The sequence below is a fragment of the Streptomyces sp. NPDC050743 genome (genome assembly GCF_044456925.1).
Lineage (GTDB): Bacteria > Actinomycetota > Actinomycetes > Streptomycetales > Streptomycetaceae > Streptomyces.
This window is the reverse complement of the sequence record NZ_JBITGJ010000014.1, coordinates 85,765-108,561: the sequence shown is the minus strand read 5'-3', so window position 1 is coordinate 108,561 and position 22,797 is coordinate 85,765. Positions and strand designations below refer to the sequence as shown.

21 protein-coding genes and 1 pseudogene are annotated in these 22,797 nt (G+C 72.8%); 10 read left to right on the top strand and 12 right to left on the bottom strand.

Annotated features, from left to right (window positions below):
- The first annotated feature begins 121 nt into the window (after positions 1-121).
- The 3 genes from ACIBJF_RS17075 to ACIBJF_RS17065 are packed head-to-tail and all read left to right on the top strand — an operon-like array spanning position 122 to position 1,840.
- Complete coding sequence (locus ACIBJF_RS17075; RefSeq protein ID WP_399174493.1) at positions 122-571, top strand: DoxX family membrane protein; 450 nt, start codon at positions 122-124, stop codon at positions 569-571.
- On the top strand, positions 571-993 hold the full coding sequence (locus ACIBJF_RS17070; protein ID WP_399174492.1) for a Zn-ribbon domain-containing OB-fold protein: 423 nt from the start codon (positions 571-573) through the stop codon (positions 991-993). The genes ACIBJF_RS17075 and ACIBJF_RS17070 overlap by 1 nt, the downstream gene beginning before the upstream one ends.
- Positions 983-1,840, top strand: coding sequence for a GNAT family N-acetyltransferase (locus ACIBJF_RS17065; protein ID WP_399174491.1), 858 nt, complete (start codon positions 983-985; stop codon positions 1,838-1,840). The genes ACIBJF_RS17070 and ACIBJF_RS17065 overlap by 11 nt, the downstream gene beginning before the upstream one ends.
- A 63-nt stretch (positions 1,841-1,903) precedes the next feature.
- Here ACIBJF_RS17065 and ACIBJF_RS17060 read toward each other — a convergent pair.
- Together ACIBJF_RS17060 and ACIBJF_RS17055 are read right to left on the bottom strand one after the other, a co-directional pair.
- Positions 1,904-2,452, bottom strand: a pseudogene (locus ACIBJF_RS17060) (EamA family transporter); the annotation flags it as partial.
- A gap of 221 nt (positions 2,453-2,673) precedes the next feature.
- On the bottom strand, positions 2,674-3,339 hold the full coding sequence (locus ACIBJF_RS17055; RefSeq protein ID WP_399174490.1) for a pyridoxal 5'-phosphate synthase: 666 nt from the start codon (positions 3,337-3,339) through the stop codon (positions 2,674-2,676).
- A gap of 184 nt (positions 3,340-3,523) precedes the next feature.
- On the opposite strand from ACIBJF_RS17055, the gene ACIBJF_RS17050 reads away from it, so the two are divergent.
- Positions 3,524-4,477 (top strand): CorA family divalent cation transporter, encoded by a 954-nt coding sequence (locus ACIBJF_RS17050; protein ID WP_399174489.1) that lies wholly within the window; start codon positions 3,524-3,526, stop codon positions 4,475-4,477.
- A 10-nt stretch (positions 4,478-4,487) separates the two neighbouring features.
- On the opposite strand, the gene ACIBJF_RS17045 is transcribed toward ACIBJF_RS17050, so the two are convergent.
- A complete protein-coding gene (locus ACIBJF_RS17045; protein WP_399174488.1) occupies positions 4,488-5,657 on the bottom strand; it encodes a thiolase C-terminal domain-containing protein in 1,170 nt (389 codons plus the stop codon).
- A gap of 121 nt (positions 5,658-5,778) precedes the next feature.
- On the opposite strand from ACIBJF_RS17045, the gene ACIBJF_RS17040 reads away from it, so the two are divergent.
- Together ACIBJF_RS17040 and ACIBJF_RS17035 are read left to right on the top strand one after the other, a co-directional pair.
- The gene (locus tag ACIBJF_RS17040) at positions 5,779-6,987 is read left to right on the top strand and encodes an acyl-CoA dehydrogenase family protein (RefSeq protein WP_399174487.1); all 1,209 of its coding nucleotides are present in this window, start codon (positions 5,779-5,781) and stop codon (positions 6,985-6,987) included.
- Positions 6,984-7,457, top strand: coding sequence for a nitroreductase family deazaflavin-dependent oxidoreductase (locus ACIBJF_RS17035; protein WP_399174486.1), 474 nt, complete (start codon positions 6,984-6,986; stop codon positions 7,455-7,457). The genes ACIBJF_RS17040 and ACIBJF_RS17035 overlap by 4 nt, the downstream gene beginning before the upstream one ends.
- 59 nt (positions 7,458-7,516) lie before the next feature.
- On the opposite strand, the gene ACIBJF_RS17030 is transcribed toward ACIBJF_RS17035, so the two are convergent.
- Positions 7,517-8,140: a LysE family translocator gene (locus ACIBJF_RS17030; protein ID WP_399174485.1), complete on the bottom strand. Its 624-nt coding sequence runs from the start codon at positions 8,138-8,140 to the stop codon at positions 7,517-7,519.
- 82 nt (positions 8,141-8,222) lie between these two features.
- Between ACIBJF_RS17030 and ACIBJF_RS17025 the strand changes: the two genes are divergently transcribed.
- Positions 8,223-8,675 (top strand): Lrp/AsnC family transcriptional regulator, encoded by a 453-nt coding sequence (locus ACIBJF_RS17025; protein WP_399174484.1) that lies wholly within the window; start codon positions 8,223-8,225, stop codon positions 8,673-8,675.
- 99 nt (positions 8,676-8,774) lie between these two features.
- Here the strand turns inward: ACIBJF_RS17025 and ACIBJF_RS17020 are convergent, their stop codons facing one another.
- Positions 8,775-9,410, bottom strand: a complete 636-nt coding sequence (locus ACIBJF_RS17020; protein ID WP_399174541.1) for a TetR family transcriptional regulator — start codon at positions 9,408-9,410, stop codon at positions 8,775-8,777.
- Positions 9,411-9,544: 134 nt separating this feature from the next.
- Here ACIBJF_RS17020 and ACIBJF_RS17015 point away from each other — a divergent pair, with 134 nt between their 5' ends.
- Positions 9,545-10,297, top strand: coding sequence for a VOC family protein (locus ACIBJF_RS17015; RefSeq protein ID WP_399174483.1), 753 nt, complete (start codon positions 9,545-9,547; stop codon positions 10,295-10,297).
- A gap of 180 nt (positions 10,298-10,477) precedes the next feature.
- On the top strand, positions 10,478-12,823 hold the full coding sequence (locus tag ACIBJF_RS17010) for a PQQ-binding-like beta-propeller repeat protein (protein ID WP_399174482.1): 2,346 nt from the start codon (positions 10,478-10,480) through the stop codon (positions 12,821-12,823).
- Positions 12,824-12,949: 126 nt separating this feature from the next.
- Here the strand turns inward: ACIBJF_RS17010 and ACIBJF_RS17005 are convergent, their stop codons facing one another.
- The 3 genes from ACIBJF_RS17005 to ACIBJF_RS16995 are packed head-to-tail and all read right to left on the bottom strand — an operon-like array spanning position 12,950 to position 15,290.
- On the bottom strand, positions 12,950-13,726 hold the full coding sequence (locus ACIBJF_RS17005) for an enoyl-CoA hydratase/isomerase family protein (protein WP_399174481.1): 777 nt from the start codon (positions 13,724-13,726) through the stop codon (positions 12,950-12,952).
- Positions 13,723-14,133 (bottom strand): Zn-ribbon domain-containing OB-fold protein, encoded by a 411-nt coding sequence (locus ACIBJF_RS17000; RefSeq protein ID WP_399174480.1) that lies wholly within the window; start codon positions 14,131-14,133, stop codon positions 13,723-13,725. Before ACIBJF_RS17000 ends, ACIBJF_RS17005 begins: the two co-directional genes overlap by 4 nt.
- A gap of 2 nt (positions 14,134-14,135) precedes the next feature.
- Positions 14,136-15,290, bottom strand: a complete 1,155-nt coding sequence (locus ACIBJF_RS16995) for a lipid-transfer protein (protein ID WP_399174479.1) — start codon at positions 15,288-15,290, stop codon at positions 14,136-14,138.
- 97 nt (positions 15,291-15,387) lie between these two features.
- Here ACIBJF_RS16995 and ACIBJF_RS16990 point away from each other — a divergent pair, with 97 nt between their 5' ends.
- Positions 15,388-17,004, top strand: a complete 1,617-nt coding sequence (locus ACIBJF_RS16990; RefSeq protein ID WP_399174478.1) for a FadD3 family acyl-CoA ligase — start codon at positions 15,388-15,390, stop codon at positions 17,002-17,004.
- A gap of 557 nt (positions 17,005-17,561) precedes the next feature.
- Here ACIBJF_RS16990 and ACIBJF_RS16985 read toward each other — a convergent pair.
- From ACIBJF_RS16985 to ACIBJF_RS16970, 4 genes are all read right to left on the bottom strand, one after another.
- A complete protein-coding gene (locus tag ACIBJF_RS16985; protein ID WP_399174477.1) occupies positions 17,562-18,104 on the bottom strand; it encodes a GNAT family N-acetyltransferase in 543 nt (180 codons plus the stop codon).
- A 66-nt stretch (positions 18,105-18,170) separates the two neighbouring features.
- On the bottom strand, positions 18,171-18,887 hold the full coding sequence (locus ACIBJF_RS16980; protein ID WP_399174476.1) for a hypothetical protein: 717 nt from the start codon (positions 18,885-18,887) through the stop codon (positions 18,171-18,173).
- 459 nt (positions 18,888-19,346) lie between these two features.
- Positions 19,347-19,571 (bottom strand): hypothetical protein, encoded by a 225-nt coding sequence (locus tag ACIBJF_RS16975; RefSeq protein ID WP_399174475.1) that lies wholly within the window; start codon positions 19,569-19,571, stop codon positions 19,347-19,349.
- Positions 19,572-19,782: 211 nt separating this feature from the next.
- Complete coding sequence (locus ACIBJF_RS16970) at positions 19,783-22,758, bottom strand: BTAD domain-containing putative transcriptional regulator (RefSeq protein WP_399174474.1); 2,976 nt, start codon at positions 22,756-22,758, stop codon at positions 19,783-19,785.
- Between the last annotated feature and the right edge of the window lie 39 nt (positions 22,759-22,797).

Here is a 22,797-nt window from a genome sequence, read left to right as displayed (position 1 = left end):
GATGAGGGGGAAGTGCGTGCCGACGGGCCGAGGTTCGACGATCCACCAGTGCGATTCCGGAGTGATGCGGGGTGGACTCACAGGTGGGCATCGCCCGTGATCTGACGTACCGTCAGGTGTCATGGACTCGATATGGCTCGGCGGCGCGGAGTGGCTGGCGGTGCTGCGGATCGGTCTCGGTCTGTGGTGGCTGGAAAGCTGGCGGCACAAGGACAAGAAGGCCTGGTTCGAGCGGGGCAGCGGCATCGCGTGGGCCGCGGAGATCGCGGAGAAGCACCGCTGGACGCCGGTGCGGACCGGGTTCGACGCACTGGTGAGGCCGCACCCGAAGCTCATGGCGTACGTCGTCGCCTACGCCGAACTCTCCCTCGGCCTCGGCCTGGTCCTCGGCTTTCTGACGCCGGTCGCGCTGCTGGGCGGACTGCTGCTGAACGCGATCTACTTCGTGCTGATGATCCACGACTGGGCCGAGCAGGGCCAGAACTCGATGATGGCGCTCGTCTCGTTCGTCGGGTTCTTCGGGATGGCGTGGCAGACCTGGTCGCTGGACGCGTGGCTGGGGTGGTTCTGATGGCCGCGGTCCGCTACGACCTTCCCGAGCCGGACGCCTTCACGCGCCCCTACTGGGAGGCGGCCGCGCGGGGCCGGCTGCTGATCCGCCGCTGCGGGGCCTGCCGCCGGGCCCACCACTACCCGCGCGAGTTCTGTCCGCACTGCTGGAGCGAGGAGGTGGCCTGGGAGGAGGCGAGCGGCCGGGCCGTGCTCTACACCTGGTCCACCGTCCACCGCAACGACCTGCCGCCCTTCGGTGAGCGCACGCCGTACGTGGCCGCGGTGGTCGATCTGGCGGAGGGCCCGCGGATGATGACGCAGGTGGTGGAGTGCGCGGACGCGGACCTGCGGGCCGGGCTGCCGCTGCGGGTGGCGTTCGTGGAGGGAAAACCGGTGTTCCGCCCGGAGGCTCGCGCCGACCATGGGACGTATGCGCCCTGAGAACTGGCATTTCACGGAAGACCTGGACGAGTTCCTGACCCGCGCGGGCGACTTCCTGCGTTCCCGGCCGGCCCTGCACACGGTGCCGCTGACCGTGACGGACGCGCTGCGCCGCCGCGGGCCGCACATCTACGGCTCCGAGGCCCCCCGTTTCGGCGTCCTCGACGACGGCACCGTGCGCGCGGCCCTGCTCCACACGCCGCCCTTCCACCTCCACGTCACCCCGCTCACCGACCGGGAGGCCGACGCGCTGGCCGCCCGGCTCGCGGACCTGGACCACCCGGTGCCCGGCCTCTCCGCCCGGCAGGAGACGGCCGAGGCCTTCGTGGCGGCCTGGCGGCGGCGCACCGGTACGTCGGCCACCCTCCGCAAGCATCAACGGCTGTATCGGCTGGCCGAGTTGACCGTGCCGAGGCCCCGGCCGGAGGGGCGGGTGCGGATCGCCGGGCCCGAGGACCGAGAGCTGCTGATCCGCTGGAAGGGCGAGTTCGACACGGACATCGAACACACCACCGGCGGCGACAGGGCCGAGTGGGCCGACGCCCGGATCGCTCACGGCGGCGTCACCCTCTGGGAGACCCCTGACGGCACGCCCGTCTCCCTGGCCGGAGTCACCCCGGAGATCGCCGGCCAGGTCCGCATCGCCCCCGTCTACACCCCGGCGGCCCTGCGTGGCCGCGGATACGCCGGCGCGGCCACGGCGGAGGTGAGCCGGGCCGCGCGCGAGGCCGGGGTTTCGGAGATCCTGCTCTTCACCGACCTCGACAACCCGACGAGTAACGGGCTGTACCAGCGGATCGGCTACCGGCCGGTGGCGGACTTCGCGGTGTGGCGGTTCGGCGACTGACGGCGCCGGGGCGCCAGGGCGCCCGCGGCGCAGGGTGCCCCGGTCCCGGAACGCCCGGCGGGGCTACCCGCGTCCCGCCCGTACCGCCCCCGCGCTCGCCGTCACCACCAGGGCGATGGCCAGGCACTGGGCGGCCGACAGGGTCTGGCCGAGGACCAGGAAGCCGGCCAGGGTCGCGATCGCCGGGGCCAGGCTCATCAGGATCGCGAACGTCGGGGCGGGCAGCCGGCGCAGGGCCAGCAGCTCCAGGGTGTACGGCAGCCCGGAGGACAGCAGGGCCACGGCCAGCCCGAGCCCCAGCGTCCCCGGCCGCAGCAGCGCGGTGCCGGCCGAGGCGACGCCCAGCGGCAGGCTCAGCAGCGCGGCCACGGCCATCGCCACGGCCAGCCCGTCGAGCCGTGGAAAGCGGGCGCCGGTCCGCGAGTTGAAGACGATGTACGCCGCCCACAGCGCCCCCGCGCCGAGCGCGAACCCGGCGCCGGGCAGACTGAGCCGCCCCAGGCCCTCCTGCCCGAGCAGCAGGACTCCGGCGAGCGCCGGCCCCGCCCACAGCAGGCTCACCGCCCGGCGCGCGGCGACGACGGACAGCGCGAGCGGGCCGAGCACCTCCAGGCCATCGCGGCCGGGCGGGCGGTGGGCGTCACGACGACGGCGACACCGGGCGTCCACACGCACCTCGCGATCGTCTTTCGCCCCCTGACCGACGCCCCTGCGGTCCCCCTCCTCCTCGCCTGGCACCGAGGCACCCCGTCACACCCGGCGATCCGGGACCTGGCGCGTCTGGCCCGCCGGCTGGTGGCGGAAGCCTGAGCGCCCACCGGGGGCGCCCCGGCTCAAGGCCAGAGCAACGTCCTGCTCCAGCCGAACCCGGTGCTCCGGTACTCCAGCCGCACGTGCCGCCGGTCCGCGTCCCCCTGGAAGAACTCCACCGTCTCGGGGCGCAGGCGGTACAGCGTCCAGGTAGGGGACGGCTCGGCGGGGTTCTCGCGCGCCCGCTCCCACGCGGCCTGGGACGCCCGCCGCAACTCCTCCAGTGAGGACAGCTCCTCGCTCTGCCGACCGGTGAGCGCCGCGGCCAGCGCGCCCGTCGAGCGGGCCTGCAGGTCCGCCTGGCTCTCCCGGGACGGCGCCGCGGTCACCGGCCCGCGCAGCCGGACCTGGCGGCCCAGCACCGGCCAGTAGAAGGCCAGGGCCGCCTGGGGGTGTGCGCTCAGGGCCCGGCCCTTGCGGCTCGTGGCGTGCGTGCCGAAGGTCCAGCCGTCCGCATCGGCGCCGTGCAGCATCACGATCCGCACGTCGGGCCTGCCCTCCTCGTCCACCGTGGCCAGCGACATCGTGTGCGGCTCGGGCTGCCCGGCCGCCACCGCGTCCGCGAACCAGCTCGTGAACAGGTGCAGCGGGGTCGGCGGGGCGGTGTCCGGGTCGAAGGGCCGCAGGTCCGTGACGTCCGGGTCCCATACCCGCAGCGACGTCAGCAGTGCGTGGAGATCCGTTTCCATGTGCCGAGTATCGCCACCGGGCCGCCGTCGGCGCGGGCGAGGACGACCGGGCCGCCATCCGTTCGGCAGTCCTCCCGCGACGCACACGGGTGATTCCGGGTGCGGGGCCGCCGGAGCCCGGGGACGCTCGGAGCCACGGGCCCGGGAATGACGGTGAGGGGCGATGATCGTAACGGTGGTGTCGATGCCCGAGATGACCATCACCTGTACGGACCTCTCGGAGGCGCGTGAGCGGCTGGCCGTCGACTCCTTCCTGCTGGTCGACGTCGAGCTGCCAGAGCACGCGCCGGCGCAGAGCCCGCCGATCGCCGATCAGCTCGGCCTGGACGGCGAGGACCTGGACTGGTTCGGCAGGGAGGGCGAGCCCGCGCGGGCGGAGTTCCTGGGGGACCGGGCCGCCTTCGTCGTGCCGGTGGTGCACGAGGACGAGATCGCCCACCTCCACGTGGTGGTGACCGAGCGGTTCCTGGCCACCGTGCACCGGGGGCAGGCCGGACTGGCCGGGAGCATCACCGCGGCGTTGCGGCACGAGCGGCCCGACGACACCGTCGCCGTGCTCTTCCTGCTGCTCCAGGAGGCCCTGGACACCTTCCGCCGGGCGGCCGTGCAGGCCCTGCTGCAGTCCGAGGAGCTGGAGGACGACATGTTCGAGGACCGGCGCCCCGAGCAGGTCTACCGGCTGGCGCAGCTGCGGCGGCGCTCCGCCCTCCTGCACCACGCCCTGCGGCCCTACCTCCAGGCGACCGACGAGATCCTCACCCGCCGGATGATGAGCCCCACCTTCCCCGAGGAGCGGCAGCGGCGTGCCCAGGGGTTCCAGACCGCCGGACGGCTGGTGCTCGCCGACGTCGAGTCCCTCCAGGACGCCACCCGCCGGGCCTTCGCCAGTTACTCCTCGCTCGTCGCGGGCGAGCAGAACGGCGTGATCAACCGGCTGGCCATCGTGTCGGTGATCTTCCTGTCGCTGTCGTTCATCACCGGGTTCTTCGGCATGAACTTCACGTTCCTGACGAACAGGCTGGAGACCAGGGACGAGTTCTGGCTGCTCGCCGTGGGGCTGCAGCTGGTCGTCCTGCTCGGCTCCCTCTACGTCCTGCACCGAACCCGCATCTGGCGCCGACTGCTGGAGAAGGATTGAGGAGGAGGCCTCACCGGCCGAGGACCACCGTCCCCGACGAGCAGAACCAGCCCCCCGTCCCGGACGCCACCCCCAGCCTCGGCAGCCGCCCGTCCCGCGTCCGCACCTGCCGCTCCCCGGCCTCCCCGCGCAGTTGCCGTACCGCCTCCACCAGCAGGAACAGCCCGCGCATGCCGGGATGCTGGGCCGAGAGGCCGCCCCCGTCCGTGTTCACCGGCAACTCGCCGCCCCGCACCAGCAGCCGGCCCTTCTCCACGAACGCCCCGCCCTCGCCCTTCCGGCAGAAGCCCAGGTCCTCCAGGGTCACCAGGGTCATGTAGGTGAAGGCGTCGTAGATCTGGGCGAAGTCCATCTCCCGCGGCCGCACCCCCGCCCGCTCGAACGCCAGCCGTCCGCTCACCGCCGCCGGGGACACCGTGAAGTCCGTCCACTCGGACATCGCCGCGTGCGAGACGTGCTCCCCGGTGCCGAGGACCCAGACGGGGGTCGTACGGCAGTCCCGTGCGTACTCCTCGGCCGCCAGCAGCACCGCCGCGCCGCCGTCCGAGCGCAGACAGCAGTGCAGCCTGGTGAAGGGGGCGGCGATCATCGGGCCGGCCAGGACGTCGTCGACCGTGACCGGGTCGCGGAACATCGCCTCGGGGTTCAGGCCCGCGTTGGCCCGGGCCTGGACCGCCACCTCGGCCAACTGCTCGACGGTCGTGCCGTGTTCGATCATGTGGCGGCGGGCGGCCATCGCGTACTTGGCGATCAGGGTGTGGCCGTAGGGGGCCTCGAACTGGAGGGGACCGCGGGCGCCGAAGGACACCTCGCCCGTCCTGCGGCCCGCCCTGATGTCCGCGCGTGCCGTCGAGCCGTAGACGAGGAGGACGGCGTTCGCGTGGCCCGCCGCTATCGCGTCCGCGGCGTGCGCGGCCATGACTTCCCAGGTCGAGCCGCCGACCGAGGTGGAGTCCACCCAGGTGGGGCGCAGGCCCAGATACTCGGCCACCTCCACCGGGGCCAGGGTGCCGAGGCCCGCCGAGGCGAGGCCGTCGACCCGGGCGCGGTCGAGCCCCGCGTCCGCGAGAGCGCGGCGGGCGGCCTGCGCGTGCAGGGTGTACGGGGTGGCGTCGTCCACGCGTCCGCAGTCGGAGAGGGCCACACCGACCACGGCGACCTTCCTGCTCCCAGCCGTCATAAATCTGACGGTACATCAGATATGGCGGCTCGCGGCAGGTGTCGTGACCCTGGGCATTCCCGCCCTCGCGCCCTAACATGACGGTCCGTCAGATCGGCTCGGGAGGGATGAGGGACCAGCCATGGACACGCGCCTGACCGCCGAGCAGGACGAGATCCGCCGCACCCTGCGCGAGCTGCTGCACAAGCGGTGCGGTTCGCCCGAGCTGCGCACCGCGGTCGACAGCCCGGCCGGACACGACCCCCTCCTGTGGTCGGCCCTCGCCGACCAGCTCGGCCTGCCCGGGCTCGCCCTGCCCGAACGGTACGGTGGCGTCGGCTGCTCGGTCACCGAACTCGCCCTCGCCTGCGAGGAGACCGGCCGGGCGCTCGCCCCCTCCCCGCTGCTCGCCACCTCCGTGCTCACCGCCCCGCTGATCCTCGCCCTCGGCACGCCGGCCCAGCGCGCCGAGCTGCTGCCCCGCCTGGCCGCCGGCACCCTCACCGCCGCCCTCGCCGTCCCCGGCCCGGCCCTCACCACGGCACTCGCCCTGACCCGCGACAACGGCGGCTTCGCCGCAGGCGGCGGACGGGCCGGGGGTGTCCAGGCCCGGCGTGCCGACGGTGACTGGCGGCTGTACGGGCAGGCCGACCAGGTGCTGGACGGGCACAGCGCGGGGCTGCTGCTCGTCGCCGCGCACACCGGCGGCTTCGCCCGGTCCCGGACCCTGCTGTTCCTGGTGGCCGGCAACGCGCCCGGTGTCGTACGGGCCCGGCAGACCGCGCTGGACGCCACCCGGCCGCAGGGGCGCGTCCAATTCCGTGACGTCCGGGTGGAGTTGCTCGGCGAGGAGAGCGCGGACGTGCTGCCCGCCCTGGCCGCACTCGGTGACGGGGCCGCCGCGGTGCTCGCCTGCGAGGCCGTCGGGGCGGCGGAACGGGTGCTGGAGCGGACCGTGGAGTACGTCGGACAGCGCGAGCAGTTCGGGCGGCCCGTCGGCTCCTTCCAGGCGGTGAAGCATCGGCTGGCCGACGTGTACGTAGGGGTGCAGGCGGCTCGGTCCGCCGCGTACCACGCCGCGTGGGCCTGCGGCGCCGGTGCCGGGTCCCTGGGCGCTCAGGGCGAACGAAGTGGTGGGCTCGCGCTGGCCCAGGCCCTGGAGGCGCTGCGCAGGGCCGCCGCCGAAGGGATCCAGTTGCACGGCGGGATCGGGTTCACCTGGGAGCACGACGCCCAGCTGTACTTCAAGCGGGCCGCCGGGGACGAGCTGCTGTTCGGACCGGTGCACCGGCTGCGAGACCGGGCCGCCGAGGCCGCCGGGCTCTTCGCGGGCGGGGAGGTGACGGTGTGATCGGCGTCCGGATGGTGCAGAAGGTGTCCTCGACGCGCGGGTTCGCGAAGGTCGCGCCCCATGTGATCCCGGCGCTCGACCGGGCGGTCCACCGGCTCACCGGGGGGCGGTACCTGCTCAGCACCCGGATGCTGCCCGGGGTGATCCTCACGACCACCGGCGCCCGCAGCGGCCTGCCCCGCCGCACCCCGCTGGCCTGCATGCCGGAGGACGACGGCAGGAACTGGCTGCTGGTCGGCTCCAACTTCGGGCGGCCCGGGCATCCCGCCTGGAGCCACAACCTGCTCGCCCACCCGGACGCCGTGATCAGCTGGAAGGGCCGGGACGTCCCCGTCACCGCCCGGCTTCTCACCGGGCAGGAGCGGGCGCAGGCCTGGACGGCACTCCTGGAGTTCTGGCCGCCGTACGCCGCGTACCAGGCCCGGGTGACGAGGGAGATCCGCCTGTTCCGGATCACGGAAACCCCCTGAGGGGCGCGGGGAACCGCGCGGGCGACCGCCACGAACCCGCGGCCGGAAGACGGCCGAACCTACAACGTGGCCAGGCGCTCCGCCAGGAGAACCGCGCCGATGCCCAGCATCGCCGCCCCCGACGTCCGGGTCACCGCCCGGGCCGCCGTCGGCCGCGCGGACAGCAGCGCCCGCGACAACGCGCCGACGGCGAGGTAGACGGCCGCGCAGCAGGCCATGTGGAGCAGGCCGAGGGCCGCCGTCTGGACCGGGACGGGCAGGTGGGCGCCGCGCAGGGTGAGGAACTGGGGGAGGACGGAGAGGTAGAGCAGCAGGCCCTTGGGGTTGAGGCCGCTGATCGTGGCGCCGCGGAGGAAGAGGCGCCCCTCGCCGGCGGCCTGGACCTCGTCCGCCGCGCCCGGAACCGCCGGGCGGCGCAGCACACCCCAGCCGAGCCACAGCAGATACCCCGCGCCCGCCACCGTCAGGACCGTCAGCAGCCTCGGCGAGCCCGCCACCAGGACCGCGAGGCCCGCCGTCGCCAGGGCCGTGTGCACGGCGTAGCCGCAGACCAGCCCGGCCACCGCGCGCGGCACCGAGCCGCGGCGCAGGGCGGCCGCGATCACATACGCCCAGTCGGCGCCCGGTACGCACACCAGCAGCAGGTCCACGGCGAGGAAGGAGAAGAGCAGTCCCGAGTCCATGACGGGGACATTAGGCGTGAATGGCGCGAAAGTGTTCCCGAAGTTTGCTCGCCGTCGCGGGCTCTGGGGGAAGATCTGCCTCATGGACGACGTGGACCGGAAAATCCTTGCCGAGCTGCAGCAGGACGGGCGGCTGACCGTGACCGAGCTGGCCGCCCGGGTGCGCCTCAGCGTCTCGCCCTGCCACCGCCGGCTGCGCGAGCTGGAGCGCTCCGGTGCCATCCAGGGCTACCGGGCGGTGGTGGACGCGGCGGCGCTCGGGCTGAACTTCGAGGCGCTCGTCTTCGTGTCCATGCGGCAGGAGGACCGGGACACGGTCGCCGAGTTCGAGCGGGCGGTCGGCGAGCTGGAGCACGTACTCGACGCCCAGCGGCTGTTCGGCGAGCCCGACTACCTGCTCCGGGTCGCCACCGCCGACCTCGCGGCCTTCCAGCGGCTGTACGACGAGCAACTGGCGACCCTGCCGGGAGTGCAGCGGCTGACGTCGACGCTGGTGATGAAGCACGTCGTCAAGGACCGTCCGCTGCCCGCATAACGGAGCAGGCGGTGATTCACCGCGCGCGAAAGGCACATGAACCACCGCCTGCCAGACAGGACTTGGGCAAGGAAAAAAAGGATATGTCTCGGCCGTGTGCTACTTGCTCGGCTTCTTCCCGGTCACGCCCAGATGCACCAAGAGGGCGAGATTCGGCTTGAGTTCGGCCTGTTTCACGCCCCAGGAGGAAAAACCCTTCTGGTGAGCCGCCACCGCCGCGAGCATCGCGACGAGCGAGCCGGCCATCGCCGCCGGGTTCACGTCCTTGTCGACCCTGCCCTTGGACTGCAACTCGGTGATGGACTCCGCGAGGGAGTTGTTCACCGAGTTCAGGATCTTCATGCGGATCTTGTAGAAGCGTTTGTCCCCCTCGGCCGCGCCGAGGTCGACGACCCGCAGGATCGCGTCGTTCTTGCGCCAGAACTCCAGGAACCCCTCCACGAGTTCCTGGGCGGTCTGCCATCCCGACTTGCCGGCCCAGGACCGCCCCTGGAGCAGTTCGGTCAATCCCGCGCCCTCGGCCGCCGTTTGCTCGGCGATCTCCAGGACGGCGCCTTCGACGTCGGGGAAGTACTGGTAGAAGGTCGCGGGTGAAGTTCCCGCCTTCCGGGCGACATCGATGACCTTGACGTCCCGGTAGGGGGAGGAGCTGAGCATCTCGCTGAGGCAGTCGAGCAGCTTCTGCCGGGTCGCCTGCCCACGCCGGCCGGCCACGCGGCCGTCGACGGTACGCACTTGTCCTGTCATGCCGTCAGCTTACCGAGGGGTGATCGGAGCGCGATTCGGCCGACTGCAAATGGGGTGCAAGGGTGCTCTGAGGGTGGTGTGCCTGGTCTGCGTGGTGGGTGCGGCCCGGTTACTTTGACGGCATGGCCGAAAACAGGGCATCCGGGAATGAAGAGGCCGAAGAGGCAGTGGAGACATACGGGGAGGGTGTGCCCTGCTGGGTGGACGCCCAGCTCGCCGATGTCGAGGCGGGCAAGCGGTTCTACGGTGAGCTCTTCGGGTGGACCTTCGAGGACGCCTACGGCTCCTCGGTGTGGGCCCGGCTGGACGGGGCGCTCGTCGCCTCGCTGGCACCGAAGATCGACGGCCGTATGCCCACCGTCTGGACGGTGTCCTTCGCCACCCCGGACGCCGAGGCCCTGGGCCGGCGGATCACCGCGGCCGGCGGACAGGTGGTCATGGCCCCGTTCCCGGTGGGCGACCTCGGGGTCGCCGCCCTCGCCACCGACCCCGAGGGCGCGGTGTTCGCGCTGTGGCAGCCGGGCCGCCACCGGGGCTTCGAGCGGCGGCACGAGCCCGGCACCTTCGTCTGGGCCGAGCTCTACACCCGGGACACCGCGGCCGCCAACGACTTCTACGGCGGCCTCTTCCACGACGCCCTGTTCGGCACCGAGGCCGAGCCCGACTTCGGCCGCGCCGACGTCACCGACGTCTTCCCCGCCGAGATGCCCCCGCACTTCCTCACCCACTTCCGGGTCGCCGACCTCGACGACGCCCTCGGGGCCGTACAGCGGCTCGGCGGCCGGGTGCAGGCGCCACCCTTCGAGACGTCGTACGGACGAGTGGCCGTCGTCACCGACAATCAGGGGGCGTCGTTCGCGCTGTTGCAGCGCTGATCCATCCGCTTTGGCATGGTAGGTACTGAGACACCCCGAATATCACCGGGTTCGCAACCAGCGGCCCGGCCAGGAAGAATCTGGGGTGCGTGCCGCCATGGCGGTGCGGTGGTGAGACGCTGCACTTCGGTCGCGTACATATGGAGAGTGGCGCGGCTCGTACGGGGAGGTGGCAGGCAAGTGGTGGATCAGCTGACGCAGCACGATCCGCGGCGGATCGGGCCGTTCGAGGTGCTGGGCCGGCTGGGCGCCGGCGGCATGGGGCTGGTCTATCTCGCGCGCTCGGCGTCCGGCCGGCGCGTGGCGATCAAGACGGTGCGCACCGAGCTGGCCGAGGACCAGCTGTTCCGGGTCCGCTTCACCCGCGAGGTGGAGGCGGCCCGCGCGGTCTCCGGCTTCTACACGGCGGCCGTGGTCGACGCCGACCCGCGCGCCGCGGTGCCGTGGCTGGCGACCGCCTACGTCCCCGCGCCCTCGCTCGAGGAGATAGTGAACGACTGCGGGCCGCTCCCGGCCCAGGCCGTGCGCTGGCTCGCCGCGGGCGTGGCGGAGGCCCTCCAGTCCATCCACGGCGCGGGGCTGGTCCACCGCGACCTCAAGCCGTCCAACGTGCTCGTGGTCGAGGACGGCCCCCGGGTGATCGACTTCGGCATCGCCTCCGGTGTCTCCAACACCCGGCTGACCATGACGAACGTCGCCGTCGGCACCCCCGCCTACATGTCCCCCGAGCAGGCCAAGGACTCCCGCAGCGTCACCGGCGCCAGCGACGTCTTCTCGCTCGGCTCCATGCTGGTCTTCGCGGCCACCGGGCACCCGCCCTTCCACGGCGCCAACCCGGTCGAGACCGTCTTCATGCTGCTGCGCGAGGGCCCGGACCTCACCGGCCTGCCCGACGAGCTGCGCCCGCTCATCGACGTCTGCATGCAGATGGAGGCCTCCGCCCGGCCCACCCCGGCCGACCTCCAGGCCCAGCTCGCGCCCCACCTCTTCGGCTCCGGCTCGGACGACAGCGGCACCGCCTCCGCCTGGCTGCCCGAGAAGGCGGTCGCGCTCATCGAGGCCCGCCGCGGCGGCCGCCCCGCCGTCAAGCCCTCCCCGGCCCCGACCGGCGGCCCGAGGAGCGGCGGCCGCGCGGCCGTACCCCCGCCGCCCCCGTACGACCCGCCGGTCCCGGCCCCCGTCCCCGTCGGCGCCCCCGACACCGGCCCGGTCCGGCTGGCCGGCGCGGCGGTGCCCATCGGCCCCGGACCGCGCGTCGCCGACGCCCGCGCCGCCGCCGTCAAGGCGCCCCCGCCGGAGGCGGGCCTGGTCGCCAGCTGGTCCCGTCCGCGCACCGGCGTCACCGGCCCCGACCCGAACGTGCCGCCCGTACCGCCCCAGCCCCCGGAGACCGCGAGCGGCTGGCGGCCCTGGCGGTTCCGCATGTCCAACGAGGTCTGGGGCACCCCCGCCGTCGACGGCGACCTGGTCTACGTCACCTCCTTCGAGGTGCACGCCCTGGACGTGGCCACCGGCCGGCGCCGCTTCAAGACGCGGGACGTCGCCTGGTCCATGGCCGTGGCCGACGGCCGCATCCTCGCCTCCGACGGCCCGACCCTGTTCGCCCTGGACGCCCGCGAGGGCGCCGACCTGTGGCGGCTGTCCACGGACGCCTGGGTGTACTCCCTGAACGCCGACCACGGCACGGTCGTCACCGGCACCCGCGGCGGCGGCGTCCAGGCGTGGGAGGCGTCGAACGGCCAGAAGCTGTGGGAGGTCGCCGGCTGCCAGACCGACTTCGAGTCCCCGGAGGCCGGTCCCCTCGTCCACGAGGGCACGGTCTACGTCTGGCAGGACGCCCGGCTGCGCGCCCTGGAGGCCCGCACCGGCGAGGAGCGCTGGTCCTACCCGGTCGGCGACGCGGCCTCCTGCGGCGGCGTGCCGGTCCGCCTGGCCCCCGCCCCCGACGGGTACGTGTACGTCTCCGCCGGCACCCGTGTCCTCGCCGTCGAGGCGGCGAGCGGCATGGTCCGCTGGCACTTCGAGGCGCCCGCGGTCTTCCTCAGCCCGCCGGCCTTCGCTCCGGGCCCGGCGGTGACGGGCGGCGGCGTCTACCTGGCGGACTACCTGGGCACCGTCTACGCCCTCGACGCCACCGACGGCCGTGACCGCTGGCGCATCGCGACAGAGGCGCGTTCGTCGATCGAGCCGGTGCTGGTCGCCGCCGGGCACGTCCATGTCGGCAGCGGCAAGGGGCTGTACACCCTGGACGCGGTCACCGGCACGCCCAAGTGGCGCTTCCAGGCGGGCGGCGACGTCGTGGGCGCCCCCGCGGTGGCGGAGGGCCGTATCCACTTCGGCTCCACGGACCACCTGCTGTACACCCTGAAGTCCGACGACGGCCGCCTGCGCTGGAAGCTGGCGACGGGCGGCGAGATCACCGGCTCGCCGGTCGTCAAGGACGGCGTGGTGTACGCGTGCAGCAAGGACCGGTGCGTGTACGCGCTGGACGCGGAGAAGGGGACGGGGACGGCCCGCACGGCGTGACGCCTGTGACCGGCGTGCCGGTGATGAGCGACGGCCGTCGTACCGGTGTGTCACGGAAGGGCTCCGGACGGCGGCCGTCCCACGGCTGACGCTACCCCGAGTGCGCGTCTCTCGCCATACGGTCACTCACCGTATCCGCGGCTCGGTGCGGTCCCTGCTCCGGAACAGCTCCGCCTGCCGTTCGACGGGCAGACTGCCGAGGGCGATGAGCGGCGCGGCCTGGGTGAACGCCTGGGCCGGAGCCGCCTCCCTGGCCGCCCACAGCGCCCGCACGGTCCCCTGCACCCCCTGCGTCGGATACCCGGCGATGACGGAGGCACAGCGCACGGCACCGGCCAACGCCCCGCCCTCCTCGGTGACTTCCGACACGAGCCCGATCTCATGGGCCCGGCGGGCGGAGATCCGCTCGGCGGTCCCCATGAGCGCCATCCGGGCCACCTCCCCGTACGGCATCCGCGCCGCCATCAGCATCGACTCATAGGCGCTGACCATGCCGTACGTCGTATGCGGGTCGAAGAAGACGGCCGTCGGATCGGCGACGACGAACTCGCACTCGCCCAGCAGGTAGAAGGCACCCCCGCAGGCCATCCCGCGCACGGCGGCGATCACCGGCTTCCACAGGTCGTTGGCCTTCGGCCCGACGGTCAGCAACGGATCGTCCTGCATGTACGGCGACGAGGGCTGCGGCACGACGACGTCCCGGTCGATCCCGGTACAGAACGCCCGCTCCCCGCCCCCGGTGAGCACGACGGCCCGCACGGAGTCGTCGAACCGCAACGCCCGCCAGGCCTCGGTGAGTTCGCGAGCCATGTCCAGGTCGATGGCGTTGAGCCGGTGCGGCCGGTCCAGGGTGACCACGGCGACCCCGCTGCCCTTGTCGGCGTCGACCCGTACGGCGCTCACGCGAGCACCCACTGCGGCAGCCCGCCGTCACCGAAGACGACGTGCACCCGGGCGCCGATCCTCGGCCTGTGCGAACCGAGGGAGCCGAGGGCCGCACCGGCATGGGCGACCAGATTCCCCACCAGCCGGATCCGGGGGCAGTCCTCCAGCTCCACCAAGACGACGTTGTACGGCGCCTGTTCGGCGTAGTCGGGGAGAAGGGGCGGGTGCGGCACGACGTACGACCAGATCCGCCCGCGCCCGCTGGTGAGCCGCCACTCGCTCGCGAAGGACCGGCAGTGCGGGCAGCAGGGACGGGGCGGGAAGCGGGGCTCGTGGCAGTCGGCGCAGGCCTGGACGCGCAGTTCACCACGGGCCGCGTACTCCCAGAAGGGGGCGCCGTCGGTGTCGGTGACGGGGGTCAGCATGATCAGCTCCTGAGCAGGAGAGCGGAGGTGGGCACGCCCTCGCCGGCCGTGACCAGGCAGGTGGCGGCGCCGGGCACCTGCGCGGTACTGGTGCCGCGCAGCTGCTTCACCCCTTCGTTGATGAGGTTGAAGCCGTGGACGTAGGCCTCGGAGAGCCCGCCCCCGCTGGTGTTGAGGGGCAGCCGCCCGCCGATCTCCAGGGCGCCCTGTTCGGTGAAGGCGCCCCCTTCCCCCCGCCCGCAGAAGCCGTAGCCCTCCAGCGAGAGCGGGATGAGCGGCGTGAACGCGTCGTAGATCTGCGCCACGTCGACGTCGTCGGGGGTGAAGTCGGCGTGCTTCCACAAGTGCCGGGCGGCGGTCCAGGCTGGCCCGGTGAGGGGGTCGTCGTTCCAGTAGTTGACCATGCCGTGGTGCTGGGCGGGCAGGCCCTGCGCGGCGGAGTGGACGTACACGGGCCTGCGGCGGCAGTCCCGGGCCCGCTCCTTGGACACGAGGACACAGGCCAGGGCCCCGTCCGTCTCCAGGCAGTTGTCGAAGAGGCAGAGCGGCTCGCTGATCCATCGCGAGGTCATGTACATCTCGCGGGTCAGCGGCCGCTCGTACATCACCGCGGTCGGGTTCTGGTTGGCGCGGTTGCGGCAGGCGAGGGCGACGTTGAAGAGGTGGTCGCGGGTGGCGCCGTACTCGTGCATGTAGCGGCGGGTGAGCATGGCGATCTCGTCGGCGGGGCGCAGGAGTCCGAAGGGCCGGGTCCACTGGGCCGGGGTGGGCAGCTGCACGCGGGTGTCGGTCCACGGCCGCGGCCCGGACCCGCGCTTGCGCGACCGCCAGGCGACGCCGACGGTGGCCTGCCCGGAGGCGATCGCGGCGGCGAGGTGCGCGACGGTGGCACACGAACCGCCGCCGCCGTACGGGACCTTGCTGAAGAAGGTGAGATCCCCGAACCCCACGGCCTTGGCGAGCTCGACCTCGTCGGTCTCCTCCATGGTGTAGGAGGCGAGTGCGTCGACCTCGCCGGGTGTGATGCCCGCGTCGCCGAGTGCGGCGAGCACGGCCCGGCAGGCGAGCGTCTTCTCGTCCTCGGCAAGGTGCTTGGCGAACGAGGTCTGCCCGATCCCGACGATGGCGGTTGCGTCCTTGAGCCCGGTTGTTGCCATGGCGTCCCCCTCACACACGACGACCTGACAGAGCGTCAGGTTACCGCTAATCTGACGATCGGTCAGCAGTTTGGTAGCGCTGTACAGGGGGCCTGTCATGAGCGACCGGGACACCATCGACACCATCCCCGATCTGGTCCGGTGGTCGGCCGAGCGGTACGCGGACACCGAGGCGGTGGTCGAGGGCCGTACCAGGATCACGTACGCCGAGCTGGGCGCCCGTGTCGAGCGTGCGGCGGCGGCCTGCCTGGCGAGCGGCGTGGAGGTGGGCGACCGGGTCGCGGTCTGGGCCCCCAACTCCCTGGACTGGATCACGGCCGCCCTGGGCGCGGTGACGGCGGGCGCGGTCCTCGTCCCGCTCAACACCCGCTTCAAGGGCACGGAGGCGGCGGACGTGCTGCGCCGCAGCGGGGCGCGGCTGCTCTTCGTGACGGGCACCTTCCTGGGCGCGTCGTACGTGGCGAGCCTGCGCCGGGCGGCGGGGGAGGGGGTGCCGGGGTCACCGGACGCCGGCGTCCCGCTCCCCGCCCTGCCGGACCTGACGGAGGTGGTGGTCCTGTCGGACGACGCACCCCCGGACTTCCGCACCTGGAAGGACTTCCTGGGGGGTGGGGAGGGGGTGAGCGCGGCGGAAGTGGAGGGGCGGCGAGGGGAGTTGGACGGCTCGGCGGTGTCGGACATCATCTACACGTCGGGTACGACGGGCCGCCCCAAGGGCGCGGTGATCACGCACGGCCAGACCCTGCGGGCGTACGGGATCTGGGCGGACCTGGCCGGCCTGCGGACAGGCGACCGCTACTTGATCGTCAATCCCTTCTTCCACACCTTCGGCTACAAGGCCGGGGTGATCGCCTGCCTGACGCGCGGGGCGACGATGATCCCGCAGCCGGTGTTCAACGTGGAGACGGCACTGGCGAACATCGCGTCGGAGCGCGTGTCCGTCCTCCCGGGCCCGCCGACCCTCCACCAGTCCCTCCTGGACCACCCTTCCCGGGACGCGTACGACCTCTCCGCCCTGCGCCTGGTGGTGACCGGAGCGGCGGTGGTACCGCTGACGTTGGTGGAGCGTCTGCGCGCCGAACTGGGCGTGGACACGGTTCTCACGGCGTACGGCCTCTCGGAAGCGAGCGGCATCGTCACGATGTGCCGGCGTGGCGACGCCCCGTCGGTCATCGCCTCCACCTCCGGCCGGGCGATCCCGGGGACGGAGATACGGCTGGTGGACGCGACGGGCGCGCCGGTGGGGCCCGGTGAGCCGGGCGAGATCCTGGTCCGTGGCTTCAACGTCATGCGCGGCTACCACGGCGACGCGGCGGCGACGGCCGGGGCGATCTCCCCGGACGGCTGGCTGCGCACCGGCGACGTGGGCGTCCTGGACGAGGCGGGCAACCTGCGCATCACGGACCGCATCAAGGACATGTTCATCGTCGGCGGCTTCAACGCCTACCCGGCGGAGATCGAGCAGTTGCTGGCCCTCCACCCGGACGTGCGCGAGGTGGCGGTGATCGGCGTACCGGACCCCCGACTGGGCGAGGTGGCCAAGGCGTTCGTGGCGCGCAGACCGGGTTCGACGCTGACCTCGGACGACCTGATCGCGTGGTCCCGCCGGGAGATGGCGAACTACAAGGTGCCGAGGACGGTGGAGTTCGTACCGGAACTCCCACGGAACGCGAGCGGGAAGGTGGTGAAGGGGGTTTTGCGGGGAGGGGGTTGAGGGGGGGTGGGGGGTTGGGGTGGGGATTGAGGCGGGCGGGGGTGGGGCTGAGGGGGCTGTTCAGGTGCCGTGGGGCCGCCCGCTTCTCGGCCAGTGTCGTGCTGGAGCGAGGCGAGTCAAGGGCGCTGCGTTCCGCTGCGCTCCACTCCGCGTCGGCTTCGCCGATGGCCCTCCGGGCCACCCTTGACACGCCTCGCTCCAGCACGGGTGAGAAGCGAGCGGGCAGCCCGGGGAAAGTGACCGACTCGGGCGTGCCGGTCCCTTGGGTCGGCTGCGTTCGCGGCCTGCGCTGCGGGGGCGCGGTCGCGTCTCGCATGCACGCCGGGTGGGGGCGGCGGCTTGCGGGTGGCGGGTGGCGGGTGGTGGGCGGTAGGTGGTGGGGCGGTGGGTGGTGGGGCGCCCGCGAGGTGGTCGTGTGGGGGATTGGCGGATTTGTTCCAGCTGGCCGTGCCTGGGGCCCCTGAATTTCGGGGGGTGTGTCTGGGGGAGGTGGAACAGATCTGCCAATCGCGGGCGTCTACCTGCTCCGGGGACCGCGCCGGCGGTCGGGCGGGGACCTAGACCTTCGAGGCCTTCTTCCAGTCCTGGGCAAGGAGCCCGAGCAGCACCTCGTCCAGGAACTCGCCCATCACCCAGGCCGAGGAGCGCAGCAGGCCTTCGCGGACGAAGCCGTTGCGCTCGGCGGAGCGCAGCATCGCGGCGTTGTCCGACAGTGTCTCTATCTGCAGCCGCTGGAGGCCGCGCACGACGAAACCGTAGTGGCACAGCACCGCGACCACGTCGGTGCCGTATCCCTTGCCGCGGGCGGACGGCAGCAGCCCCAGCCCGATGTGCGCCGACCGGTTGTGGTTGTCGATGCCCCACAGCACCGCGGTGCCGACCAGGGTGTCGCCCTCCAGCTCCACCACGGAGAACTGGACGCGGCCCTGTTCCGTGTCGTCCACCACGAGGCGCGGGTCCTTCGAGCCGGGCGTGATCGGTCGCCACGGCCCGCCCTCGGCCCGCGATGAGTTGACCACGTCGTCGTAGAGCTCGGCCCGCAGGATCGGGATGTCGTCCTCGTGCCGGGCCTTGAGCCCGACCTTGCTGCCCCTAAGCATGCGAGCTTCCTATCCGGCCGGACCGACCAGCGGCAAACCAATAAGCAGGCCAGCTCAGTAGGCCCCTCATCGCCTCAGTGCGGCCAACGTGCGTTCGACCTCCCCGACCACCCACTCCACCCGGTGGAAGACGTCCTCCGCGCTGAAGCGGAGCAGGCTGCGGACCTCGGGACACTGGAGGATCTGGTTGAAGCGGGCGATGTCCCGGCGGTGGGCGTCGCGGGTGCCGTGGTAGGCGTACCCCTCGATCTCCACGGCCAGCCCCTCCGGCCGGAACAGGAAGTCGAGGTAGCGGCGGCGGCCGTCCGGAGTGCGGACCTCGGCCTGGGTGTCCGGGCGCAGCCCGGCGTCGCGCATGCGCAGGCGAGCCACCGTTTCCGCCGGTGACCCCGCCCGAAGGTCGACGATCCGCAGCCGGTCCCGGGCCCGGGCGGACCCCAGCAGCGGGGCTTGGAGAGCGAGGGAAACGGCGGCCGGGGTGGTGAGAGGCGGTCGGCGCCGTCCGTCGACCCGGCGGTGGGTCAGTGCCGACTCCACGGCCACGACGGCGTCGTCCATCGGCCCGGACCGGAGCAGGTCGGCGAGAGTCCGGGGAACCCTCGTGACGCGCAGCCCCGCCCACTTCACGGTGTCGCTCTCGGGAAGGGGAATCCGGTGAATGCGGACATCGGTGAGCCCCTGCCGGGCCCTGAGCGCCGGGTCGGTGAATTCAAGGCAGTCCGGCGATCCCGCCGCAAGCGTCTCGATCTGCCACAGCCGAGCCGCCGCCCGATGACTCACCACGAGCCCCGGCTTGAGAAGTTGCGCCGCCCTCAACCGCAGGAGGAGCCCGACCTCCTGCCCCGGCTCCGCCAGGCCCCGCTTCTGATCCGCGTCCAGCCCTCCGACTCGAGCCGCCGAGACAGCGAGACCCGAGGCCACCCCGCCGCCACCGCCCGCGAGGTGAGCAACACCCCGCCCTCGACAAGCCCCCCAAGCTCACACCGCCCCACACCCCCACTCTGCCCGAACCCCCGCCCTGCCCCGCCCCCCTGTGGATAACTCCGGCCGCCGGCTAGGCGGAAGGCGAGATCGGCAGATCGGTTCCACCGGTGGGCCGGCCGACCTGGGCACATGGCACAGTGCCGTGGAACGAATCTGCCAATCCGCGCTTGGCGGCTCCGGTGGAGGTTCCGGACACGCCTCGGCCGCGACGGCTCCCCCTCGGCGCCGTCGCGGCCGGTCCCCCGTGCGGGAGGTGGCTCAGCTGGGGTCGGACGTGATGTGGGTGTTGTCCGGCGTCACCGTGCCGTCGGCGGCCACGGCCTCGGCGTCGGTGATGTGCGTGTTGAGCGGCTTGACCTCGGTGCTGGCCTCGGCGTCCGTGATGTGGGTGTTGAGCGGCTTGACCGCGGTGCCGGCCTCAGCATCGGTGATGTGCGTGTTGTCCGGCGTGACGACCGGCTCGTCCTTGATGATGTCGCTCATCGGGTGCTCCCCTTAATTGCGTTCAGCGGTGGCGGGCCCATCCGGACACTCCCCCGAGTGTGGCCGGATGGGCCGCTGGAGCCGCCCACTCTAGATCGCGAGTACAGCGGTCTCACCGGCTGGTCCGTCTGCCCCCCGACACGACGGCCCGGTATCCATGAGACTGCCGCGGGGCGATAAACGATCGATGAACGCCGCGACAGCGCCCGGATCAGGCAGCGGCGGCTGGTGCCAGAAGCGCTTGAACTTCCGCCGCCTCCGGGGAGTTCAGCGCTTCGTAGATCTCCAGGGCCTCGCGCCAGCAGACCTGCGCCCGGCCCGTGTGCCCGATCCCGTTCAGCGCCTTTCCAAGTACGGTGAGCACGTTGCCGCGCCGCCACTCGCCGCCGATCTCCTTGAGCGGAGTCAGGGCCATCTCGGCGTTGGCTGCGGCCTGGGCCGGTCGTTGGGCGAGTAGGTCCACCTCGGCGAGCCGGAAGAGGGTCATCCCTTCCCACAGGCGCTGCCTGCTGGCCCGGAAGACGATCAGCGCCTGGCCCAGATGGGCACTGGCATCGGCCAGTTGCCCGCTCTTACCGAGGGCCAGTCCGAGGGCGTAGTGGCCGTTGGCCGCCTTCAGCGAGTGCCCGAGCTGCTCGTACGTCTCCGTGCCCTGCCGCGCGAGATGCACCGCGCTGTCGGCCCGGTCGGTCTGCAGGTGCAGGCGCGAGAGGTTGCAGAGTGCCGCTGCCGCGCCGGAAAGGTCGCCGCAGTCACGGAAGTCCGATATGGCACGCTCCAGGTATGCCTCACCCTCGGCGTAACGGCTCTGGTAATAGGCGAAGATGCCGAGGATGTTCGCGGCCCAGCAGCATGGCAGGGGGTCGTTGGCAGCCTCCGACAGGGCGAGGGCCCGTTGTGCCTCCTCATACGCCTGAGTGAACTGACCTGACCAGTGGCGCGCGTTGGCCAGTACCAGGATGGCCCGGCCTTCGGCCCGTATGTCGGATGCAGCGTGGGAAGCGCTGCGCAGGGCCGCGCCGGCCGCCTCGTACTCCTTGAAGTTCGCTCCTGACTCCGCCAGGTCGACGGCCGCCCACAGCAGGTCGACGGCGCGCCGCAGCGTCGCGCCGCCCGACGACTGCCGTACGCAGGCCAGAAGCGGCACGGCCTCGGAGTAGAGCCAGTCCTGTGCGGCGCGACGGTCGGTGAAGACCAGTCCTGGGACACCGGTCTTCTCCAAGTGATCCACCAGCCGGTCCCCCGGCCGCTCCATCGCATAGACCTGGGCCGCCGTGGCCAGATAGAAATCCAGCAACCGCGACATCGCGGCCTCCCGCTCGCTCGGCGGCTGCTCGTCCCTCTCCGCGCAGGCACGCGCGTAGAGGCGGACCAGGTCGTGGAAGCGGTAGCGCCCCGGCGCCGCCGACTCCAGCAGTGACGTGTCCACCAGGGATTCGAGAAGGTCCTCGGTCTCCTCCGACGGGAGGTCCAGGACCGCGGCCGCGGCCGCCAGGGAGATGTCCGGGCCGTCGGCCAGGCCCAGCAGGCGGAACGCCCGGGCCTGGGACGGCTCCAGCTGGCCGTACCCCAGCTCGAAGGTCGCCTTCACCGCCAGGTCCCCGGCCTGCAGTTCGTCCAGCCGGCGGCGCTCGTCCGCGAGCTTCGCCGCCAGGACCGAGACCGTCCAGGTCCGGCGCGCCGCCAGCCGGGACGCCGCGATGCGGATCGCCAGGGGGAGGAAGCCGCAGGCCGCCACGACGTCCAGGGCGGACTCGCGTTCCGCCGCGACCCGCTCCTCGCCCACGATCTTCGTGAAGAGGGCGAGGGCCTCCTCGGGGGACATCACGTCCAGGTCCACCAGATGGGCCCCGGCGAGGTCGACCATGCGGACGCGGGACGTCACCAGGGCCGCGCAGCCCTCCGTGCCGGGCAGGAGAGGGCGTACCTGGGCCGCGTCCTTCGCGTTGTCCAGCAGGACGAGGACACGGCGTCCGTCGAGCACCGAGCGGTAGAGCGCCGCCCGTTCGTCCAGGGAGTCCGGGATCGCCGAGTCCGCCGTGCCCAGGGCGCGCAGGAAGGAGCCCAGGACCGTCTCCGGTTCCGCCGGGCGGGGGCCCGCGCCCTGGAGGTCCATGTAGAGCTGGCCGTCGGGGAAGGCCGCGCGGGCCCGGTGGGCCACGTGTACCGCCAGCGTCGTCTTGCCCACGCCGCCGATGCCGGCCAGTGCCGACACCGCCATCACCCGGCCCCCGGCGTCCGGGGACTCCGAGGCCGAGGACAGCACCTCGCTCAGTTCGGAGACGAAGGACGTACGGCCCGTGAAGTCCGGGACCGAGGCCGGGAGTTGAGCCGGGCGGACGGCTACCACGGGCGGCTCCGTCGCCGGGGAGGACGGCTCCGCCAGGGCCGGGTCGGCCTGCAGGATCCTCTGCTGCAGGTCCCGCAGGCCGGGGCGCGGGTCCACACCCAGCTCCTCGGCCAGCAGGCGGCGGGTGTCGGCGTAGACCGCCAGGGCCTCCGCCTGCCGTCCGCTGCGGTACAGGGCCAGCATCAGCAGCTCGCGCAGCCGCTCCCGCAAGGGGTACGCGGCCGTCAGCGCCGTCAGCTCCGAGACCGCCTCCGCGTGGCAGCCCTGCTCCAGGTCCATGTCCAGGCGGGATTCCAGGAGGCCCAGGCGCCATTCCTCCAGGCGGACCCGCTGGGTCTCGGCGTACGGGCCGGGGACGCCGGCAAGGACCTCGCCGTCCCAGAGGGAGAGGGCCCGGTTCAGTAGCTCCCGGGCTCGGCACAGGTCGCCGGCGGCCCGTGCCTTCTCCGCCTCCGCCGCCAGGTCCTGGGCGACCGCCAGGTCCAGGGCGCCCTCGCCCGGCACCCGCACCGCGTACCCGCCGGACTCGCTGAGCAGCACGCCGGGGGGCAGGATCTTGCGCAGGCGGGACGCGTACGTGCGGACCGCCGCCAGCGCCTGCGACGGCGGCTCGGCGCCCCACAACGCGTCGATCAGCTCCGCCGCCGTCGCCGTACGGCCCTCGCGCAGCAGCAGGGCGGCCAGCAGGGCGCGCTGCTGGGGCGAGCCCATGCCGATCTGCTCCTCGCCGCGCCAGGCCCGCACCGGACCGAGCACGCCGAACCGCAGCGCCTCCGGCTCCGTGACGGTCACGGAGCCGGGACGCCGCTGCTCAGGCACTCGCGGCCCACCGTCCATGCGTTCGTCCCCCTCGGCATCACGAACAACCCCGTCAGT

Coding starts and splice junctions, on each gene's coding strand:
- ACIBJF_RS17075 (WP_399174493.1), top strand. CDS start 122: ATGGACTCGATATGGCTCGGCGGCGCGGAGTGGCTGGCGGTGCTGCGG.
- ACIBJF_RS17015 (WP_399174483.1), top strand. CDS start 9,545: ATGGCCGAAAACAGGGCATCCGGGAATGAAGAGGCCGAAGAGGCAGTG.
- ACIBJF_RS17030 (WP_399174485.1), bottom strand. CDS start 8,140: ATGGACTCGGGACTGCTCTTCTCCTTCCTCGCCGTGGACCTGCTGCTG.
- ACIBJF_RS16995 (WP_399174479.1), bottom strand. CDS start 15,290: ATGGCAACAACCGGGCTCAAGGACGCAACCGCCATCGTCGGGATCGGG.
- ACIBJF_RS17000 (WP_399174480.1), bottom strand. CDS start 14,133: ATGCTGACCCCCGTCACCGACACCGACGGCGCCCCCTTCTGGGAGTAC.
- ACIBJF_RS16990 (WP_399174478.1), top strand. CDS start 15,388: ATGAGCGACCGGGACACCATCGACACCATCCCCGATCTGGTCCGGTGG.
- ACIBJF_RS17050 (WP_399174489.1), top strand. CDS start 3,524: ATGCCCGAGATGACCATCACCTGTACGGACCTCTCGGAGGCGCGTGAG.
- ACIBJF_RS17055 (WP_399174490.1), bottom strand. CDS start 3,339: ATGGAAACGGATCTCCACGCACTGCTGACGTCGCTGCGGGTATGGGAC.
- ACIBJF_RS16985 (WP_399174477.1), bottom strand. CDS start 18,104: ATGCTTAGGGGCAGCAAGGTCGGGCTCAAGGCCCGGCACGAGGACGAC.
- ACIBJF_RS16970 (WP_399174474.1), bottom strand. CDS start 22,758: ATGGACGGTGGGCCGCGAGTGCCTGAGCAGCGGCGTCCCGGCTCCGTG.
- ACIBJF_RS17065 (WP_399174491.1), top strand. CDS start 983: ATGCGCCCTGAGAACTGGCATTTCACGGAAGACCTGGACGAGTTCCTG.
- ACIBJF_RS17045 (WP_399174488.1), bottom strand. CDS start 5,657: ATGACGGCTGGGAGCAGGAAGGTCGCCGTGGTCGGTGTGGCCCTCTCC.
- ACIBJF_RS17070 (WP_399174492.1), top strand. CDS start 571: ATGGCCGCGGTCCGCTACGACCTTCCCGAGCCGGACGCCTTCACGCGC.
- ACIBJF_RS17025 (WP_399174484.1), top strand. CDS start 8,223: ATGGACGACGTGGACCGGAAAATCCTTGCCGAGCTGCAGCAGGACGGG.
- ACIBJF_RS17040 (WP_399174487.1), top strand. CDS start 5,779: ATGGACACGCGCCTGACCGCCGAGCAGGACGAGATCCGCCGCACCCTG.
- ACIBJF_RS16975 (WP_399174475.1), bottom strand. CDS start 19,571: ATGAGCGACATCATCAAGGACGAGCCGGTCGTCACGCCGGACAACACG.